Raw genomic sequence first — 19,074 nt, forward strand, 5'->3', positions numbered from 1 at the left:
AACTATGCAAAATCTGTAACACTGGGTTAAATCTAGGGTTTTTTAACTTAGCTGCGGAATTTAGAACAAAAGCGGTGTATTAATAAGTAAATAAAATACACATAGTCAAGGCAGGATTATGATACTTGAAACTGCGGCGATCGCTGTTGGCACTATAATAGCTACTAAAGCCTTAGAAAAAACCACCGAAAAGGTAACAGAGACTTTATTGGATAAGACTGGTAAGTTTCTCGTCACCCTCAAAAAACAGTCTCCCCATACTGTAGTTGCGATAGAGAAAGCACCAGAGCAACCACTCGATTATCAAAAGGCTGTACTAGAGGTGGAATTGGCTGCTAAAGCTAATCCTGAAGTGGCTCAAGCAGCTAAAGAATTGGTAGAAGCAGCTAAAGCAGAACCAAATCCTAAATTGGCTGAAATTTTGGCTATGCCTAACCTAGAGAAATTAGCAGACAAAATTGGTCAGGTTGTTATGCCAGGTGGGACAGGAAATATTCAAAATCAGTCCTTTTAATCTAAAATTAATCTAAAAATTAAACATGATTCTCAATTCGCCCCCCAGCCCGCCCAGAAATAAATTTCCGGGCTAATAGCTCAAGTCCACTCAAGTGGACTAAAACTTTTTATCTTAGTCTTCTTTAGAAGACTTTAGCTATTAGCCTTAGAATTCATTCTGAGGCGGGTGTTGCAACCAGTGCAATATCTAAATTTAACGGCATTTAGATATATTATGTATGCCTGAAGACTCTGGCAAGTTTGCCGAAAAAATTGGTGCTTTTGCTGCCCCTGGCGCTCAAGTTAACATTGGCACTCAAATTATTGAGGGGCAGAAACAGTTAACTCCCACAAAATCTATCCCTTATCGCGGTTCTGTTCATTTTGTCGGGCGAGAAACGGAACTGACAATGCTGCATGAAGACTTGCAGCGCGGAAATTATGTAGCAATAGCCGGAATGGGTGGCGTGGGCAAAACTGAATTAGCTACCCAATACGCCAGACGATATCAACAAGATTATGGTGGAATTGCCTGGTTTAACGACAGAAAAACCAATCTCGCCGCCGAAGTTTTAGAGTTTTTCCGGTTGCAGTTCGGTTTGGAGATTCCCCAAGAATTAGCAGGAATTTTAAGCCTTAAAGAACAAGTCGCCTGGTGTTGGTCTAAATATCCTAACTCTCCCTTGCCGATTTTAATCGTCTTCGATGACGTAACTGATTTAGACAACCTCCGCGAAGTCGTTCCCAACGATAACCGCTTCCGAGTCCTAGTAACTACTCGACTGCGGCATTTAGATGCTAATTTAATTCAAGAGATTCCCTTAGATGTTCTCTCGCCCCAAAAAGAACCAGGTAAAGCCTTAGAACTGTTAAAACGACTGTTGGGGGAAAAAGATAAGCGAGTTGAAAACCAACCAGAAGCCGCAACAGCAATATGTGAATGTCTGGAATATTTGCCCTTGGGCATAGAGTTAGTGGGAGGTTATTTAGTACGCGACCTGGACATATCTTTAGATATCATGTTTGGGCGATTGCAAGAACGTAAATTAGCAGAGTCAGCTTTACAAGACCGAGAAACTCTCAACTCAACTCAACTAGGAGTCAAAGCCGCCTTTGCTTTAACTTGGTCAGAACTCAACCCACTGGCGCAACAACTAGGAATATTTTTGAGTTTATTTTCTCCTGTACAGATTCTTTGGGAATTGGTTATTTGGGTGGCGACAGGTGGAGGGGAAGCAGAAAATCAAGAACAAAAACAGCTAACTTGGTCAGAAGATGAATTAAACGCAGCTAAAAATCAACTCTACGAGCGCAACTTGCTGCAACTGGTAGAAGAAAGAGCAGGATGTTATAAAATTCATGCCTTAGTGCGGTGGTTTTTGCAAGGGCAGTTAGCCGATGCTGGCGAGATGAAATCAGTTTTGGAAAGAACCTTCGCCTCCGCTATGATAGCTAAAGCTCAAATCCTTCCTGATTCTGCCACTTCTGAGCAGATTGAAAGCATCAGAGATATCGTTCTCCATCTCGAAGACCTGGGTAAGCGTATAATTGCAGAGATAAAAGAAGCAAAAGAAGCACAGATAATTTCTCTAGCATCAGTCCCTAGCGATGAAGTAATTTGGATATTTGAGGGGATAACAGAATTTTACAAAGGACAAGGATTATATAAATTAGCAGAACCTTGGAGTGAAGAATGCGTATATGCTTGCCAGTCCTTGTTTGCTGGCGACCATCCGGATGTGGCTACTAGCTTGAACAATTTAGCTTTACTCTACGATAGCCTTGGGCGGTACAGCGATGCCGAACCACTATACAGTGATGCTTTGGCAATGATAAAGCGCCTGTTTGCTGGCGACCATCCCAATGTGGCTAGTTGCTTGAACAATTTAGCTTTCCTCTACTATAGCCTTGGGCGGTACAGTGATGCCGAACCACTATACAGTGATGCTTTGGCAATGATAAAGCGCCTGTTTGCTGGCGACCATCCGGATGTGGCTAGTAGCTTGAACAATTTAGCAGGACTCTACGAAAGCCTTGGGCGGTACAGCGATGCCGAACCACTATACAGTGATGCTTTGGCAATGAGAAAGCGCCTGTTTGCTGGCGACCATCCCAATGTGGCTACTAGCTTGAACAATTTAGCAGGACTCTACGAAAGCCTTGGGCGGTACAGCGATGCCGAACCACTATACAGTGAAGCTTTGGCAATGACAAAGCGCCTGTTTGCTGGCGACCATCCCTATGTGGCTACTAGCTTGAACAATTTAGCAGGACTCTACGAAAGCCTTGGGAGGTACAGCGATGCCGAACCACTATACAGTGAAGCTTTGGCAATGAGAAAGCGCCTGTTTGCTGGCGACCATCCCTATGTGGCTACTAGCTTGAACAATTTAGCTTTACTCTACGAAAGCCTTGGGAGGTACAGCGATGCCGAACCACTATACAGTGATGCTTTGGCAATGAGAAAGCGCCTGTTTGCTGGCGACCATCCCGATGTGGCTAGTAGCTTGAACAATTTAGCAGGACTCTACAAAAGCCTTGGGCGGTACAGCGATGCCGAACCACTATACAGTGAAGCTTTGGCAATGAGAAAGCGCCTGTTTGCTGGCGACCATCCCTATGTGGCTACTAGCTTGAACAATTTAGCTTTACTCTACGAAAGCCTTGGGAGGTACAGCGATGCCGAACCACTATACAGTGATGCTTTGGCAATGAGAAAGCGCCTGTTTGCTGGCGACCATCCCGATGTGGCTAGTAGCTTGAACAATTTAGCAGGACTCTACAAAAGCCTTGGGCGGTACAGCGATGCCGAACCACTATACAGTGATGCTTTGGCAATGAGAAAGCGCCTGTTTGCTGGCGACCATCCGGATGTGGCTAGTAGCTTGAACAATTTAGCAGGACTCTACGAAAGCCTTGGGCGGTACAGCGATGCCGAACCACTATACAGTGATGCTTTGGCAATGAGAAAGCGCCTGTTTGCTGGCGACCATCCGGATGTGGCTAGTAGCTTGAACAATTTAGCAGCACTCTACTATAGCCTTGGGCGGTACAGCGATGCCGAACCACTATACAGTGATGCTTTGGCAATGAGAAAGCGCCTGTTTGCTGGCGACCATCCCAATGTGGCTAGTAGCTTGAACAATTTAGCAGCACTCTACTATAGCCTTGGGCGGTACAGCGATGCCGAACCACTATACAGTGATGCTTTGGCAATGAGAAAGCGCCTGTTTGCTGGCGACCATCCGGATGTGGCTACTAGCTTGAACAATTTAGCAGCACTCTACTATAGCCTTGGGCGGTACAGCGATGCCGAACCACTATACAGTGAAGCTTTGGCAATGTGCCAACGGGTGTTAGGAGTTAATCATCCCACTACCGCGACAATTCGACAAAATCTAGCAATCCTGCAACGCCAGTCTACTCCCCGTCCTATCCGGAAACGTCGGTTAGGTCAATTTGTGCAAACCTTAAAGGCGATATTAATTTTACCGTTTTCTCTGTTGTGGCGATTGGCTAAAAAATTAATTCGTAATTAAAAGAGTGAGTCCAGACAATAGAGTTGGCAATCTAGTAGTTTTGAGCGAGCGCTGTTCAATCAATACTGTGCTAGCTTAAGAAAAATACTGCAAAAACTTAATCAGTATGACCAGTACAACCACCTCTCGCTACGTGACTCGGCAAACTGAAATTTTGTCTGGTGAACCAATTATTGCGAACACGAGAACACCTGTGAGAGCGATTGTCGAAAATTGGCGTTTAGGGATTAGACCAGAAGAAATTCCGCTACACTTACCTCATTTAACTTTAGCCCAAGTCTTTGATGCTCTGAGTTTTTATCTAGACAATCAAGTAGAAATCAATGAATATATCGAGCGCAATCATGTTCCTGATGAATTAGTCCATCCAGCTATCAAAGCCAGACTCAATCAAAAATGACGATTTTTGCTCAGGTTTATGTTGATGAAGATGTAGATATTCTAGTTGCCACCTTACTATTAGCACGAGGTATTAATATAACAACAGCACGAGAACAGCAAATGTTAGGAGAATCAGATGAAAAACAACTCGCTTTTGCTGTATCTGTTGAACGTTGTATATTAACTCACAACCGACTTGATTTTGAGAAACTACATACAAACTATTTAATAAATCATCAATCTCATGCAGGTATTTTAATTGCTAAACGTAGAAATCCCTATGAAATTGCTGAAAGGATAGCAATTCTTATCGATACTTTGACAGCAGACGAAATTTTCAATCAGTTACTTTATGTGTAGAAAGGATTTTAGAACAGGATTGATGTTGATTAGCGATCGCTTTTCTCTTACCAACACAAATGCATAAGCGTAGCCCGTCGTAGGCGATCGCCTTTTACAATTGGAGTATTAATTGTATTTACGTCTATGAACTTTCCTCCCCAACTCCAACAAAAGATTGAAAAATGGGCAAACAGTCAGGGAATTTCGACTGAGCAGTTTGTTTTGCAAGCTATTGCAGAAAAAATTGCCACGCTGAGTCAGCAAGTCACTGAAGAACATACTCAACAAAACTCTGAGATCACCAATGTACTGCCTCTTAACCAACCAAATATTTATCGAAAAGAAGGGATTTTAGTTGTAGAGGCAGAACTACCAGAAAACTTTGATGTTAATGCCTTTATAGATGAGTTGAGAGAAGAACGTATTCAGGATCGAATAACTTAATGAAAGTCTTGTTTGATACTTCTATCTTAGTTCCTGCATTCATTGTCAATCACCCCCAACATTTGGTTTGTTTTTCCCAGATTAAAGCTGCAAAATCTGAGCAAATTCAAGGGTTTATCTCAACTCACAGTTTAGCTGAAACATATTCTGTGATCACACGCTTACCCATTCAGCCGCGCATTAGTCCCCAACAAGCTGAGATGATTATTGTAGATATGTCACAGTATTTAGAAGGAGTTCCACTGCTTTTCAATGACTATCAAGCTGCAATTGCTCAAATGGCAACCTTAAATCTTCCAGGTGGCGGTATTTTTGATGCTTTAATTGCTCAAGCTGCTTTAAAAGCAGAGGTAGACGCTTTGTTAACCTTGAATCAAAATCACTTTACTCGTTTGGGAAATGCAATCGCTCACATTGTACAAGTCCCCGATTAAATGCATTACCTGAATTAGCAAGATATAGAAAAAATTTTAGAACAGGATTGATATTGATTAGCGATCGCTTAAACAAATCCCACAAATCATCCATTCTTTTGAGTGTCTATCTCAGATACATTCAAACCTGTTAACCTCGCTACCTGTTCTATTGGCATCCCAGATTCAATTAAGTTGCGTGCAGTTTGTAATAACTGCAATTCTGCCTTGTCTGCCCTTTGGCGTTCATGTTCTGTCCTTTGGCTTTCTTGTTTTGCCCTTTGGCGTTCCTTTTCTTCAGGAGTTGGCAGCAATTCCCCTGCCAAATTTGCCCAGCGTAACCAAGTAGCATCAATACCTTTATAACTTCCCTGCCACAACTGCAATCCTAACCCTAAAGATTGACTCACCAACTGATTTTGAGGGTTTACTGCAATAGGTTGATAAGCTCCTTTTTCATTAGAGAAACCAGCCAAATCATTAGGGTTAAAAGGGTCATACCAGAAATATTCTGGCACCCGCATTTGATTTTGATAAATCAGCTTTTTCTCATTTTTGTCTGCTTGGGCTGTGCTGTCAGAAAGCAACTCAATAACTACATCTGGTGCTTTCCCCTGTTCCCAAACCACCCAACTGCGACGTTCTCCTTTCGGGACTCCCAACACAGCAAAAAAGTCTGGCCCTTTAAAGTCTTTGTTTCGCACCTGGGCCAGACTGTAGTAAACAAACATATTACCGCCGATAAACCCATCTTCTCGTTCTTCCAACCAAGGTATCAGAGCATCTATTAGCAAATCCATCTGGGCTTTGTGTCGCGGGCTTTCCATCGGGATACCGTCATCGTCTGGTAATTCTGCTTGGGTGGGTGGGAGTTGAATATCTGGTGCAGCTAGGGTAGTTTCTGACATAGCTTTTCACCTTGTGGGTAAGCGTGGCGGGTATTTTTATGTTAAGCGATCGCAGAAATTTCAGTTAATTTGCTTTCGACAGTTTTGCAATTTGCCCAGTAAAGTATGCTTCTTCATGTTTGAGTTGTTGCGCCAGTTTTAACCCTTGTTGAAAAGCTGTTAGTGCTTGAGGAAATTCTTTGCGTTCTAGATACAATTGCCCAATTTGGTCATAAGCTTGCATCATTCCGTAAAAGTTGGCAGCTTGCGCCTGTATCTGCACCAAAATTTCGCTAGCCTGCAAAGCCTCTTCTGTTTGTCCTTGCGAACGATACAACGCAATTAACTTCTGCAAAGCATCACCAGCACGAACGTACTCCTTTAATTGCCAAGCAGTGGTATAAGCTTCTTGATAATTTTTAAAAGCTTCTAGCAGTAAATTAGGATCTTTCTTGGCTAGAGATTCGTAATCTGAAGCGATCGCTAGCTTTAATTCTAGTATTTCCGTAAGCTTATTTTCATTGCCATAAATTTCTGCTAGTTTGTTAAGTACATTCAAAGACTGCTGCGGTTGGTTTGTCTGCTCGTAAATATAAGCCAGTTGTTGCAGATATGTTACCTCGTTTACGCGATCGCCAAGAGATGTAGCTAAACTCAATAATTCCTCATAGATTGGCGCAGCTTTGCGATAATCAAACCAACTCAAATGCAGTTCTCCAATTGTTTTGAGGGTTTCTAATAACGCTGTTCGATCTTGTTGTTGTCGCACTACTAGCAAAACTTGGTCATAAGCTTCTATAGCCAGTTTAGACGATCGCACATTTTTGTAAGCTTCACCTAGCGATCGCCACAATTCTAGCTCGATTGGGGTAGCTTTTTTTTGAGATTGGGCTTGTTTTTGAATTTCTTGCAATCGTTGCGTAATGTATTGTACTTCTTGTGCGTCGTTTTGCTTCCAAGCGATCACCCCAACTCGTGATAATGCTTGCACCTCTGCTAATGAACCTAAAAAGCGCCGCAAACGCAATTCTCGGTTCCAAATTTCAAACGCCGCAATCGCTTCACCTGCTTGCAGTTTCGCCGCCGCTTCTTGATTTAACGCATCTAATGCTGGTTCTAACTTTTGCCGTTCTTGGGGAGTTAGCGGTTGTTTATCCTTGGGCGAACGTGGTGACAGTGGATCGGGTGTGGTAATCTCTAAAGGGCTGGGAGGAAATTTATCGGGTGGTTTCGGCGGTTTACTCGCTGCCAGTGCGAAGGAATTGCTAAAGAGTATAGTGGCAGTAGCGATCGCAATTAAGTGCCTGAGCATGGGTACTTTACTTTACCTTGAGTGAGTTGCATGAGATAATTAGCGATTATCCCCATGCCCTATTATTGACTAACTATTCTCCAGCTTTACAAGAAAAGCCTACCTGAGAGCTATGTGGCTTCAGCACACAGATAAAAGGCAGTGTACGAATTTTGCCAAAATAAATGCCTAACGAGTTCTAGTTGTTAGGTACAAGATGTCAGCAGTTTAACTTGTACTGAAGCAGCCTAATTTTTTCCAGTCAGAGCATACATCCTAGATATAATTTAAAAATTGCGATCGCAACTAGGATTTTTGAGTCAGGGGAGTGTCAAAATAATTCTAGATAATATTTAAGTAACTAGTCGATCGTTTTCTAATGACTCATTCTACTGATATCGCCACTTTAGCCCGCTGGATGGCAGCTGACTTTAGCAATCAAGAACAAGCTTTTGAAAATCCGCCTTTTTATGCTCATATCCGCGTCTGTATCCGTCCCCTCCCCTTAGAATTGTTCTCAGGGGTAAGTTTGTTTCTCGAACAAGCTTATGATTTTGCGCTCAATCAACCCTACCGGATGCGCGTAATGAAGTTAATTCCGGCAGAAAATCATATTGCAATTGAACACTATACGGTTAAAGAAGAAGAGAAATTTTACGGTGCATCTCGCGAACCCGAACGCCTTAAAGAGTTGTCTGTTGACCAATTAAAAAAAATGTCAGGTTGCAACATGGTTGTAGAGTGGACAGGTAAAAGCTTTAAAGGCAGAGTTGAACCTGGTAAAGGCTGCATAGTGGTTCGTGACGGCAAAAATACTTATCTGGATAACGAATTTGAGATTGACGCTAAAGAATTTTTCAGCCTCGACCGGGGAAGAGATTTAGACACCGATGAACGTCTCTGGGGTTCTATCGCCGGCCCATTTCACTTTCTCCGTTGGGGTAGTTTTGCCGATGAAGTAAAGGTGTAACAAGTCAGGAGTGAGGAGTTACAACTCAAAACTCCTTTAATCTGCTAAGAGTAGTTTGTGGTTTGGTCAACTTGTAATTGCCACCTTTTAGCGATCGCCTAAAAACTACCAAAAACATCCAGTTAACCTACTATCTCTACCTCAGAATCCTATGCTATCATGGTTTAACTAGCGCCCTATGACTACTAAATGGCTACTAAGATACCTTAGCAACATTAAAGTAGTTCAGGGAATTTTGCTGTGGCGGCATAGCCAAGTGGTAAGGCAGAGGTCTGCAAAACCTCCACCCCCGGTTCAAATCCGGGTGCCGCCTTAAGGCTTTCAGCCTTTTAGGATAATCAAAAATCAACAAACTGGGGTAAATGATATTCAAAGCGATATTCAAAGCCCCAGTTTATCCCTAGACATCCAATGGGTTAACCCTGTTTACCCCTGTTTGGTCTTCCTGGCTGACCAATATTACCCCCAATGTCTCAGCGATCGCCTCAGATGCTTAGTAGCTAAGTGGTTTAATGTCATAGGCTATGGAATATAAGTAAACCTGATAGGGATAGTCTGAAAGTGCAGATTATGCTGATATTTCCATATTGACTAAATATCTGTAGGTAATGCATTTGGGATGCGGATATGAAACAGAAGATTCAGGATAAACAGTATACAACTCGGATGAAGGAATCTACTCTCCTATGGTTAGAACAGGAAAGTCAAAATAGCGGTCAGAGTGTAGCTGAGTTAATCCGAGAGGGTATAGAGATGTTAAAGAAATCTCGGACTACTCCGGTGGTTGAGATAAAACTGGCAGATATAGAAGATCCCTCCGAGTTGTTGTTGGCGCTTAAGAACCTGCGAAAAGAGGTAAACCAGAAGATAAAAGAGGGTCGCAATGGCAAATAATAAACCCTGTGTGGTTAAGGGGCTATCAGAGGATATCCGGGCTACTGTAGATGACCAGATATCTAAGGGGATATCTGCCCCTTCCATATCCCGATGGCTAGCAAAGCAAGGGTTTAGGGTTACTCCCAGGCAACTGAATAACTACAAGGAAAGGACAGCCCCCAAAGCAACCCTAAACATATCTCAAGACTCTTTTTATACCCTTAGCGATTCAGAGTGTCAGTTGATGCGATCGGCGCGGGATATGTTACTCAGTAATGCTAATGAACTTAATAACAGTTTTAAGAATACTGGGGACTTAAGGACTGCTAGGTTACTCATAGAAATGACCGAGGCGGCTATGGGTATAGCTAAGTTCTTGGTGGTCAATAATCCACCCGACACTCATTATGATGTCAGTGTGATTATGAAGCCTCTGGAGGCAGAACTAGGGCTACCTGAAACTGATTTGAGCCAATGGCGGAATGATGGCGGAGATTTTACCCATTTCCGCGATGATGGCGGAGATGATGGCGGAAGCCCCAACCAATGACCAAAAGCTCAAAACCAAGCTTTTTACCCTAACTAAAATCCCCCGGAAAGTTACCAGCTTTCTAGGGGGACTACCAAAAACTAAAAGATTAATATGTTTTCTACTACTCACATTATAGCACATCTTTCTCCTAATGGGGAGAAAAAAGACAGCAGTTATTTTCAAGACTCCTTTGAGTCCCGGTTAGCCTGTGGTAACAGTTGGGAACATAGCCTAGCTGAGTATCTGAAGACTCAAGGGCTAGACAAGGTTTACCATCTGGATCAGTACATGACCCACAGGGCGGTTTATGGAAGTTACAAGGCTGACCCGGATAACTGGCGATCGCGGAGTCAGTCTAAGCTAGCCCAAGACTTGTACCCAAAGTACCAAAGGGACATCCGAGTTATCCACAGAGGTAAAGGTTATAACATTGAGGTCAAGTCCAAATCAGGCATATTTGGAAAACATAACATATTGGTAGGCGGTATTGCAACCCGATGGGAGCGCTATAAGTTCCCGGTTCACTTTGTTATTGCCATCGATCGCACCACAGGAGAAGCCAGGGTAACTGAAGCGGATAGACTGACCAGAGAGACAAGCTGGCTGCGAATCAAGGCTGAGGAGTTATCCTATAGTGTCCCCCGGCATTTGTTTAAACCATTAGATAGTTGGCTGGACTTCATTAAAAACCAATTAACCAACTAAAAACCCTCTGGATATCCAGGGGGCTATTTGTTTTATCATTGGTTTCTAGGGTTTATTAGGTGCGTTCTGTAGCCATTGTAGTAACTTGTCGGTAACTGCTGTTTGCTTGTCGATCGCTATGTTCAGTTTGGCTATTGAATCAGACATTTTCACTTGGTTTCTATTCAGTTCATCAATGGTTCCCTTGAGTGACTTCTGGCGCTTAGGGGACTCTTGATAGTTCCTTAGTAGCCAGTTAGGGGCATAAGAGAAGTTAAACATATTATTTATTCCTTAAGGTTTTCTTAGCGGTCAATCGGGCTTGTCTGAGTACCATTCTGAGTACAGTACTGAATGATTCCCCCGACTCTTGGGAGAGTTCATTTAACCATTGTTGGGTGTCCTCATCGACCCTAACAGATATCCGTTGAAGGTTCATTTTTTGTCCTTGGGTTATTTACTGTACTTTGTCAGCTAATGACATCTGATGTTGACTAACTCATAGAAGAACCACTAAATATTTCAAGGACTAAGAAAAATGGCTAATCAAACCTATGCGGAACAACTGAAACAACAGGCGCGAGAAATGGCAGCAGAAGCGGCTAAGGCACAGAAAGCTGCTAATGATGCTCAGAAGGCTATTGATGATGCCAAGGCATTTGCTAGCAAGTCTTCATTAAATGCGCTTAATGTCATCCAAGATGCTATTCGGATTTGGATTAAGCAAGGTACTTTATCCCTCAGACAGTCTCAAGTTTACCTAAACAGATATGTGGAACTTTATGGACTGGAAAAAACCCAAAATGAATACCTGAGACTTGCTGCTAACTTGTTGAATCATCCCCATTATGGAGTTGAGACAACTACTAGCCGATTTGGTAATGGTGGTCTTATTTGGAAAGCTCAGAACTACAAAAACACCCAAGAACTCTATGAGGCTATTCAAGAGGTTTTAGGTGATGATCCTTTCGATTCAGTTGAATGGGTAAATGAAATATTGGAGCTTGTTTTTGCAGACTCTACTAAACTAGCTGCTGATACTTTCCTACCAGACCGATTTGCCTCAATAGCTAACTTAATCCGCCGGATAGTTCAGGAAGCTAAAACACCTCTTAACATCCCCGATATATCTCAGTTCACTGCTGAGGATGCTGCTTTCCTCTCTGCCTTCCTCGGTATGTTCTAGAGCCACTTAGGAGCCTCTTGGCTCCTTTGATTAACCCTAATAACCAATAGCCCCACCGGATACCCAGTGGGGTTTATTGTGTGCGTATGGGTCACAGCAAGGCAACTGGGGAATCGCCTATTATCTCCAGCTAGCTCCAGTTATCTCTGATTATCTCGGTTTTTGGATACAGCAAGTGCATTGAAAGATTACCAGCGATCGCTAGAGTATTTGTACTTATAAAGGATAAAACATCGCTATCCTTAGCTGGTAAGGGTTATAGCCATTTTGGACATCAAAAAAACCTAGCTGACTAGAGAAAACCTTACCCATTAGGGTTTTTGGGGTTTTATGAGGTGTTTTAGTTAACTGGAAATCAAGGGTTTTTTTGGAATCCTTTCGGCTCCCTTGCTGCTACCCTAAAGGCTGATTGGGGGCTGAGTTCAGGCTATATCAGGGGCTTTTAGTTGCGGCTAGTCGGCTACTAGTGGCAATAAGGGCACTCGTGTTTTCCGACCTGAAAAAGGGCTAGAAGTCTTACCCAGAGTCAATAAAGCACTCGTGAAAGGTCATTTATTCCGACCTAACCATACTATGACATCCCCTAATCAATCCCGTTGACTCTAATAGGGTTAACACATGTGCCAGTTTATGCATTTATGTGCCAGTTAACTACTGAAACTGATAATATTAGGGGTTACAATAGGAGTATACTAAGAAATAAAAATAACAATGACTAATCCGAGAACCAACCGCAAAGTTAAGTTACAGGTCTGGTTAACCGAGGAAGAACATGAGTTATTGTCCCAGGCGGCTACTGAAACAGGCCAGGGGATGTCTAGCTATGTCCGGTCTACTGTACTCAAGGCTATCAAGGCAGATTTAGGTATGTCATTAGGGGAATAACTAGATGTTTACTATTGTATTAGATGGTATCAAGTTAGATGGGAATGATATTGATTTTGTGACTTGTGTCATAGGTACTGAAGAAACTGAGGATTTCTTAGCCGCCGATGGTTTCTGGGTAACTCTTACAGATTCTGGTTTAGATAAAGCAGGTAAAGCCGATATTTTTGTAACAAAAGATGAGCTTGATGGAAATACTTATGAGCTACTTTTAGATATCATTCAACCTGTATAGAACCCATTTGACATCTTATGAGGTTTTGAATTAAGGTACTCCTCAGCATCTAAAATTCAATACTAATGGCGTATTCCAGCAACCTCACTGATGCAGAATGGGAAATTTTTGAACCCTTATTGCAAGAGATATTACCGACTAAGAAGCAGACTCGACCGACCAACTGGCCAAAGCGAGATATCTTCAATGGAATTCTCTATCAACTAAAAAATGGATGCAATTGGCAAGACTTACCTAAAGACCTCCCCCCTTATTCCACTGTATATTGGCACTACAAACAGTGGCGAGCAGCCGGGGTATTTGAGGAACTGATGAGTGTTTTACATGGACAAGTGCGTGAACAGGTAAAAAAAAACCGCACTGGACGACATTGATCATCATTGACTCCCAAGCAGTGAAAAATACCTGCAATGCCAGTGTGGAGTCGAAAGGTTTTTGCTTCTACAAAGCCACTAACGGTATTAAAAGGCATTTGGCTATTGACACCCTTGGGTTTCCCTTCTTTACGCTCTGTACTCGCGCCAATGTCTCGGATGATGCCGGATTAATTGAGATTTTTACTCTCAACATCGACTACTTCAAGTCAAAACCTATCGATATTCCCAAGATCACTATCCTGCTAGATCATGGGTATCACCCAGAATATTTGACTCAGGAGTTAGAGCAGATTTACCCAGATATCATGACCAAAATTCAGTTTCAACTTTCTACGAAACCCTCAAAACAAGAGAAAGCAGCACAAGGAAAATCTGGATTTGTTCCGGCAATAGCCAGATGGGTGATCGAACGCTCCAATGCTTGGATGGAGCGCTGTAAAATTCTGGTTAAGAACTTTGAACGAACCCTAGTTAGTGCCACTGCCAAAATCAATCTCTGCTTCATCAGGCTAATGATTAAGAGGCTTGCTGCACCTTCTTAGATGTCAAATGGGTTCTATAACTACATAGTATATATTCATAGAGTATTTTCTATGATAATCATAGGATAATCCAATGGTTATTTTAAGCCTCCTAACCCGCATCATTCCAACTCGGAGGCTAGAACCCTGATTCTTTGGTTAATAAAAAATAATGACAGTTTCTTAGTAAGGGACACAAAGGAAACACTCAAATGAAAAGACAAGACACCCATCAAACCCTAAGACTTTCTGCCGACATGAAGGCACAGGTTAACCAGTTAGGTCAAGTAAAGCAAATGACCGCCGGAGAGATTATCAGAGAGGCATTGGCGATTTACCTAAAGTCCCAGGCAGCCTAAAAACAACAGGGGCAACCAGCGCTAACTAGTTACCCCAACCCTAAATATTTCAAAGTAAACAAAACTGGGCTAAGTGCCCAAAGGATTCATCTAATGCTTCATTATAACTCAGATACAGACAATAAGTCAACCCTCGGATTTGATGATGACCACAGTGGGATAGACATAGACTCAGATGGTACTACCGAGTTTAAGTTAAGCGTAATAAAAAATGCCGGGATTCTCGGCAATGATATTCCTGATGGGGGGGATATGTCCCGATGTGCTGATCCTAAAGACAGGGGCAGGATTAAGGGAGCCAGAGTGATGGCTAAACAAATGATTAAAGGGGCAGAGGATAAGCCCCAAATGTTCTGGAAGTTATTCGAGACTGTGTACTCCGGTGTTAGGTTTAATAGCTGGAAACAGACCTATGAAGTAGGCGGTGAAGGGGTTAGCTGGGATTCTTTAATGTGTCGGTTTGAGGATGTGGTATGTAGTCGGAAAGGTTCTGAAGCATTCCTTAAGTCTAGAAGAAGAGACTTTGAAAACAGGGTGGGGTTTAACCCGGTTAAAGAGATGCTAGAGAGTTACCATAAGCAGTTTGCAGAGGTATGGGTGCATCCGGGTACTGATCCTAAGACCTTAAAGATATCCTCAGATACTATGGTTAAGGATAGATATGGTAATCCTTTATTCCTAGACCTAACAGACCCCGATAGCTTAGAAAGGCTTTGCTCTAGAGGTTTTATTCTAGTTAATGATTTTAAGCCTTTCCCCCAGTGGGATGAGCTAGCCTCCATCTTATTTGGTACTAAAGACCCGCTACACCAAAAAATGATCGAAGTGTTCTTGATAGGGGCGGCGGCAAGGGCAGTTAAACCAGGAGAAAAACTAGATACCATACTGGTATTAAAGTCTGATCAGGGGTTAGCAAAAACCAGCTTTTTTAAGGCTATTGGGGGGGAATATTTTGTCTCCATAGAAGATGTAACATCTGTTGAAACCACTAGACTATTACAGAAAGGTTGGATAGGGGAACTTGGGGAACTAGAGGGGATTACCAGAAAGTCTGATGTGGAAAGTCTAAAGCACTGGGCTACCAAAGAAGAAGACCACCTGCGGGTTATGCATACAGAGGATATCCCAGTTAGACCTAGACATATTGCCTTCGGAGGTACTTGTAACTCTGAGGAGATCCTTAAGGATACTACTGGGAACCGAAGGTTTACTATCATACCTGTAACCCAATCCATACCCCTAGATTGGTTTGGACAGCATAGAGCGCATATCTTAGCTACTGCTTACCATAAATACCAAGAACATATTAAAGCTGGTACTCCTTGGTGGTTTACAAAGGAGTGGGAAGCCAAGTCAGAGGCACAGAATGCTAACTTCATGGAGAAGTCGCAGTATGAGGATAGCTTAGTTATGTTACTGGCTTCATTAGAAAGTAAACACATTAGAGAGGGATCGGCTGGTAATATACTGGGCATCGGGTTTACTCTACCGGACATTATGGAGGGTGTTGGCATACCACTAGGCGCACAGAAGACTGGTAGACAAGATGCCAAAATAGCCAAGTTACTTGAGGGATTGGGTTATCAGAAAAAGAAGACCAGAGTACTTGGTTTAAATACCCCGATAACCCAGTGGACTAAACCGGAGGTAAACAAGGATAATGTTAAGCACTTGGGTAGACAGGAAATAATAGATATTAGCCGCACACTCTAATCAACCCCGCATAACCCGATAGACCCTCAAGGCTCCCCTTGGGGGTTTATTTGTTCCCTATGTTCCCGATGTCTAGGGGGGTTGAGAACAAGATAGAGAACAGGTAGAACCCCCAATAGGTAATGGTTTCAGGTATTCTTAGGTACTATTGTTCTCAACCCCTAAAAAGATAGGGAACAGGGTCAAATGCTTATCCTGTAAGGGTTCTACTATTATTTGTTCTCTATCTTTTATAAAATAAGGATATTTAATAAAAAAGGGCTATTTCTGAGGAGACTTTAAAATACTAAAGATAGAGAACATAGAGAACATTATTATGAAACCCTTGCTATGACTATATTTGACCCTGTTCCCGACCTTGTTCTCAACCAAAGATCGGGAACAAGATAGAGAACATCGAGAACAACCAAGGATAACCCGGCGATCGCCAGTTATCCCCTAACCCCCTCCGGTATCCCTAAGATTACCGCAGGGGCTTTAGTCTATGGGGACTCATGGCAAGCGTTTAGGGGTTTAAGGGTTATTCAGTTAACCCTACAGGCTAATCTTCATTCAGATTACAGGCAGTAGCCAGCATTACATATTCTGCTGACTCTTTGACCTCATTTAAGATCCAGTCGCCTGATTCTATTTGTACCCGGTACTCAACTAGATCCTTGTTACAGTCAGCCGCACCCCTGTAAGTCTTACCGCTCTGATTGAAGTAAAAAACAACCAAACCATAAGGGGATATGGACTGGCTACCAGCAACTAAAACTGGCTCATGGTTGATCTCTTGGGCGATCGCTGGAGTGCTAGCAGTTAACAATAAACCTAAAAATAAAGCTCTATTTAACACCTGGGAATCCTTTGTCTTTCTCTTGGTTGTACCAGTCCCTCATTAAGGTCTTGTGACACATATCAGTAGCCTTAGTGCCAAAAAGAACTGGGTTGCTTCACAATCTATCACCTGGAACAGATAAAGAGCATCAGCGATAACCCTAGTTTGACTAAGTGTCTACAACAGCCGACAAGGAACCCTAATATGACCCTTAAACCCCTGAATATTCTCAAGAACCTTACCCCTGAACAAAGGGCTTTTTACAAGCTATTGACCCCTGAACAAAGACAAAGACTAATAGCGGTACTTAGGCAGCGATCGCAGGGAACCAGAAAACCAATACTAAAGCGACCCCAGGCACAGACTAAAAACTAAGTGCTAAAGTGTTGCCATTAAATATAAGGTCAGCCTACCCAGGCTAACCCAACCCAATATGTCAAGAGTAATCAAAATCATCACCACAGATGGATTAGTAGTGGAAATAGACACCACCGATGTAGATTTTATTGAGGTTCAGGAAGAGGGGCTAACCGATGATGACTACACAGAAGCGCGATATTTCCACATGGTTATGAAGGATGAGGAAGAATACCTTCTGGATGTTTTAGACAACTTAGGTTGTGAGGAGACACTGTTGAACCTTTTCCAGACCATGTAGAACCTATCGGAACAACCAAATAAGCATAACAAACTCCCTTGAAATCCAGTAAATACAACAAAGCCCCCAGAATACTCTAGGGGTTCTTTATTGGCTCCTATAGCTCCGGTAAGCTCAAAGGTACTGTGTTTCCTGCATAGTGCTTCAGGATAATCTCTGGGCTATTACCAACTAACTTAGCTACTGTGGAGACTGTTAGACCCTCAGCCAGCATCAGGGTAATAAATGTATGCCTAGTGTTATATGGGCATCTGTAGCGCTCGATTTTGCCTTCATCTAATAACCCCTGAAGTACTCCTTTGTAGTTCTTCTTACTTGTCCTGCCCCCCTTCCAGACCTGGGTAGAGAACCGGGTGTTACTGATGATTCCCCCAGTAGGACTGGTAAATACTGATTGTTCTGAGTCGGGATTAGGGGGCCGGATGGATAGTAATAGTTCTCTGACTTGGCTGTTACATGGGAACTTCCGAGCCTTGCCTGTTTTAGTCCCCTTCCTGATATTTAGCTGGCTGTCATAGGATTCTGAGAATGTGATCTGAGTGCAATCAGAGTTTATATGTTGCCATTGAATAGCGATCGCTTCCCCAGTCCGGCAACCAGTCCAGAATAAGAACTTAACAAAGGGCGCATAGTTCGGTCGGGTATCCTCAAATGCTTTGATAATGATATTCATTTCTACCCTACTAAATGGGTCGATGGCATCTGAATCATGTTTAGGTAGCTTGATGTCTTCTGACATCCCGGCGAATGGGTTATCCTTTGCCAGACCTGACCCCATAGCCCATTTACAACAGGCGGCTAAATAGGTCAGTACTCTCTTAGCTGCATTGGGTGTTAACTGAGATAATAAATAATCTCTGATGGCGATCGCCTGACCCAAGTCTTTAGTAGGTAGTGCCTTGATATGATTTGTATACTTTCTGGCATAATCGCGCCTATAAGTAGTAGAGGCTAACTGCGGTTTCATATAAGCGCAGTATTGCTCCCATAACCCCATGATGTCTGTCTGCGGTGTATTGGGCTTAACTATGGATAACTGGGGTTTTCTGTAGCTCTCTAGTTTCTCTTTATAGCGCTCAAGTGTCGGGTCTAGTTGTCCTGTGATTATTTCTTCCTCTATCCAGTTGGCTACTGAGTCTACTCGGCGGCGATTAAGCTCAGTGGCATCTAAACCAGTACTGATGATTACCTGTTTACCCAGAGGTGTTATAGACCTCGGCAATCTCAGCCTAAACTTACCCCGGAACTCTTCAACCCCTACATTACCCCTAGCTGTCCTAGCTGGCTTGGCTGTCCCCATTTGAATATCACTAACCTCTACTGTCCCCTGATGATATTCAAAATGATATTCAAAGTCAAGGGCGGTTGGTTGGATTATGGGACATAGAAGCGCTTTAGGTGCCAAAGGGTGCGAAGCTACCGGTCTGCAAAACCTCCACCCCCGGTTCAAATCCAGGTGCCGCCTT

23 protein-coding genes and 1 tRNA gene are annotated in these 19,074 nt (G+C 42.9%); 19 read left to right on the forward strand and 5 right to left on the reverse strand.

Annotated elements, in window-relative coordinates; translation table 11 throughout:
• Nucleotides 1–118 precede the first annotated feature (118 nt).
• The 6 genes from NLP_RS05110 (at nt 119) to NLP_RS05135 (ending at nt 5,635) form a co-directional block, all read left to right on the forward strand.
• Nucleotides 119–514 carry a hypothetical protein gene (locus NLP_RS05110; protein WP_442946643.1) on the forward strand — a complete coding sequence of 132 codons (396 nt, stop codon included), beginning with the start codon at nt 119–121 and terminating at the stop codon, nt 512–514.
• 220 nt (nt 515–734) lie between these two features.
• Nucleotides 735–4,034, forward strand: a complete 3,300-nt coding sequence (locus NLP_RS05115; protein ID WP_104905440.1) for a tetratricopeptide repeat protein — start codon at nt 735–737, stop codon at nt 4,032–4,034.
• A 106-nt stretch (nt 4,035–4,140) separates the two neighbouring features.
• Nucleotides 4,141–4,434, forward strand: coding sequence for a DUF433 domain-containing protein (locus NLP_RS05120; RefSeq protein ID WP_104905441.1), 294 nt, complete (start codon nt 4,141–4,143; stop codon nt 4,432–4,434).
• Nucleotides 4,431–4,775: a DUF5615 family PIN-like protein gene (locus NLP_RS05125; RefSeq protein WP_104905442.1), complete on the forward strand. Its 345-nt coding sequence runs from the start codon at nt 4,431–4,433 to the stop codon at nt 4,773–4,775. The genes NLP_RS05120 and NLP_RS05125 overlap by 4 nt, the downstream gene beginning before the upstream one ends.
• A 126-nt stretch (nt 4,776–4,901) precedes the next feature.
• Complete coding sequence (locus tag NLP_RS05130; protein WP_104905443.1) at nt 4,902–5,201, forward strand: hypothetical protein; 300 nt, start codon at nt 4,902–4,904, stop codon at nt 5,199–5,201.
• Nucleotides 5,201–5,635, forward strand: a complete 435-nt coding sequence (locus NLP_RS05135) for a type II toxin-antitoxin system VapC family toxin (RefSeq protein ID WP_104905444.1) — start codon at nt 5,201–5,203, stop codon at nt 5,633–5,635. Before NLP_RS05130 ends, NLP_RS05135 begins: the two co-directional genes overlap by 1 nt.
• Nucleotides 5,636–5,721: 86 nt before the next feature.
• Here NLP_RS05135 and NLP_RS05140 read toward each other — a convergent pair whose 3' ends face one another.
• Nucleotides 5,722–6,522, reverse strand: a complete 801-nt coding sequence (locus NLP_RS05140; RefSeq protein ID WP_104905445.1) for a Uma2 family endonuclease — start codon at nt 6,520–6,522, stop codon at nt 5,722–5,724.
• A 64-nt stretch (nt 6,523–6,586) separates the two neighbouring features.
• The gene (locus NLP_RS05145) at nt 6,587–7,813 is read right to left on the reverse strand and encodes a tetratricopeptide repeat protein (RefSeq protein WP_104905446.1); all 1,227 of its coding nucleotides are present in this window, start codon (nt 7,811–7,813) and stop codon (nt 6,587–6,589) included.
• A 358-nt stretch (nt 7,814–8,171) separates the two neighbouring features.
• On the opposite strand from NLP_RS05145, the gene NLP_RS05150 reads away from it, so the two are divergent.
• The 5 genes from NLP_RS05150 (at nt 8,172) to NLP_RS05170 (ending at nt 10,875) form a co-directional block, all read left to right on the forward strand.
• A complete protein-coding gene (locus NLP_RS05150) occupies nt 8,172–8,762 on the forward strand; it encodes a chromophore lyase CpcT/CpeT (protein ID WP_104905447.1) in 591 nt (196 codons plus the stop codon).
• Between the two features lie 242 nt (nt 8,763–9,004).
• A tRNA-Cys gene (locus NLP_RS05155) sits at nt 9,005–9,075 on the forward strand.
• A gap of 314 nt (nt 9,076–9,389) precedes the next feature.
• Nucleotides 9,390–9,656, forward strand: coding sequence for a hypothetical protein (locus tag NLP_RS05160; protein WP_104905448.1), 267 nt, complete (start codon nt 9,390–9,392; stop codon nt 9,654–9,656).
• The gene (locus tag NLP_RS05165; RefSeq protein ID WP_104905449.1) at nt 9,646–10,188 is read left to right on the forward strand and encodes a hypothetical protein; all 543 of its coding nucleotides are present in this window, start codon (nt 9,646–9,648) and stop codon (nt 10,186–10,188) included. Before NLP_RS05160 ends, NLP_RS05165 begins: the two co-directional genes overlap by 11 nt.
• A gap of 93 nt (nt 10,189–10,281) precedes the next feature.
• Entirely contained in the window at nt 10,282–10,875 is a 594-nt protein-coding gene (locus tag NLP_RS05170) for a hypothetical protein (protein ID WP_104905450.1), read from the forward strand.
• 45 nt (nt 10,876–10,920) lie between these two features.
• On the opposite strand, the gene NLP_RS05175 is transcribed toward NLP_RS05170, so the two are convergent.
• Nucleotides 10,921–11,136, reverse strand: a complete 216-nt coding sequence (locus tag NLP_RS05175; RefSeq protein WP_104905451.1) for a hypothetical protein — start codon at nt 11,134–11,136, stop codon at nt 10,921–10,923.
• A gap of 256 nt (nt 11,137–11,392) precedes the next feature.
• Between NLP_RS05175 and NLP_RS05180 the strand changes: the two genes are divergently transcribed.
• From NLP_RS05180 to NLP_RS05200, 7 genes are all read left to right on the forward strand, one after another.
• The gene (locus NLP_RS05180; protein WP_104905452.1) at nt 11,393–12,040 is read left to right on the forward strand and encodes a hypothetical protein; all 648 of its coding nucleotides are present in this window, start codon (nt 11,393–11,395) and stop codon (nt 12,038–12,040) included.
• A gap of 711 nt (nt 12,041–12,751) precedes the next feature.
• The gene (locus tag NLP_RS32825) at nt 12,752–12,925 is read left to right on the forward strand and encodes a plasmid mobilization protein (protein WP_158680293.1); all 174 of its coding nucleotides are present in this window, start codon (nt 12,752–12,754) and stop codon (nt 12,923–12,925) included.
• 4 nt (nt 12,926–12,929) lie between these two features.
• On the forward strand, nt 12,930–13,160 hold the full coding sequence (locus tag NLP_RS05185; protein WP_104905453.1) for a hypothetical protein: 231 nt from the start codon (nt 12,930–12,932) through the stop codon (nt 13,158–13,160).
• 65 nt (nt 13,161–13,225) lie between these two features.
• Nucleotides 13,226–13,534, forward strand: a complete 309-nt coding sequence (locus NLP_RS05190) for a transposase (protein ID WP_104905454.1) — start codon at nt 13,226–13,228, stop codon at nt 13,532–13,534.
• Nucleotides 13,531–14,079: a transposase gene (locus tag NLP_RS05195; protein WP_104905455.1), complete on the forward strand. Its 549-nt coding sequence runs from the start codon at nt 13,531–13,533 to the stop codon at nt 14,077–14,079. The genes NLP_RS05190 and NLP_RS05195 overlap by 4 nt, the downstream gene beginning before the upstream one ends.
• Before the next feature lie 191 nt (nt 14,080–14,270).
• Nucleotides 14,271–14,417: a hypothetical protein gene (locus tag NLP_RS32830; RefSeq protein ID WP_158680294.1), complete on the forward strand. Its 147-nt coding sequence runs from the start codon at nt 14,271–14,273 to the stop codon at nt 14,415–14,417.
• 93 nt (nt 14,418–14,510) lie between these two features.
• Complete coding sequence (locus NLP_RS05200; RefSeq protein ID WP_104905456.1) at nt 14,511–16,130, forward strand: VapE domain-containing protein; 1,620 nt, start codon at nt 14,511–14,513, stop codon at nt 16,128–16,130.
• A gap of 541 nt (nt 16,131–16,671) precedes the next feature.
• Here the strand turns inward: NLP_RS05200 and NLP_RS05205 are convergent.
• The gene (locus NLP_RS05205; RefSeq protein WP_104905457.1) at nt 16,672–16,968 is read right to left on the reverse strand and encodes a hypothetical protein; all 297 of its coding nucleotides are present in this window, start codon (nt 16,966–16,968) and stop codon (nt 16,672–16,674) included.
• Between the two features lie 415 nt (nt 16,969–17,383).
• On the opposite strand from NLP_RS05205, the gene NLP_RS05210 reads away from it, so the two are divergent.
• Nucleotides 17,384–17,608 (forward strand): hypothetical protein, encoded by a 225-nt coding sequence (locus NLP_RS05210; RefSeq protein WP_104905458.1) that lies wholly within the window; start codon nt 17,384–17,386, stop codon nt 17,606–17,608.
• 97 nt (nt 17,609–17,705) lie between these two features.
• Here NLP_RS05210 and NLP_RS05215 read toward each other — a convergent pair whose 3' ends face one another.
• A complete protein-coding gene (locus NLP_RS05215) occupies nt 17,706–19,013 on the reverse strand; it encodes a site-specific integrase (protein WP_234017217.1) in 1,308 nt (435 codons plus the stop codon).
• Nucleotides 19,014–19,074: the final 61 nt, after the last annotated feature.

This window comes from Nostoc sp. 'Lobaria pulmonaria (5183) cyanobiont' (assembly GCF_002949795.1).
Taxonomy (GTDB): Bacteria; Cyanobacteriota; Cyanobacteriia; order Cyanobacteriales; family Nostocaceae; genus Nostoc.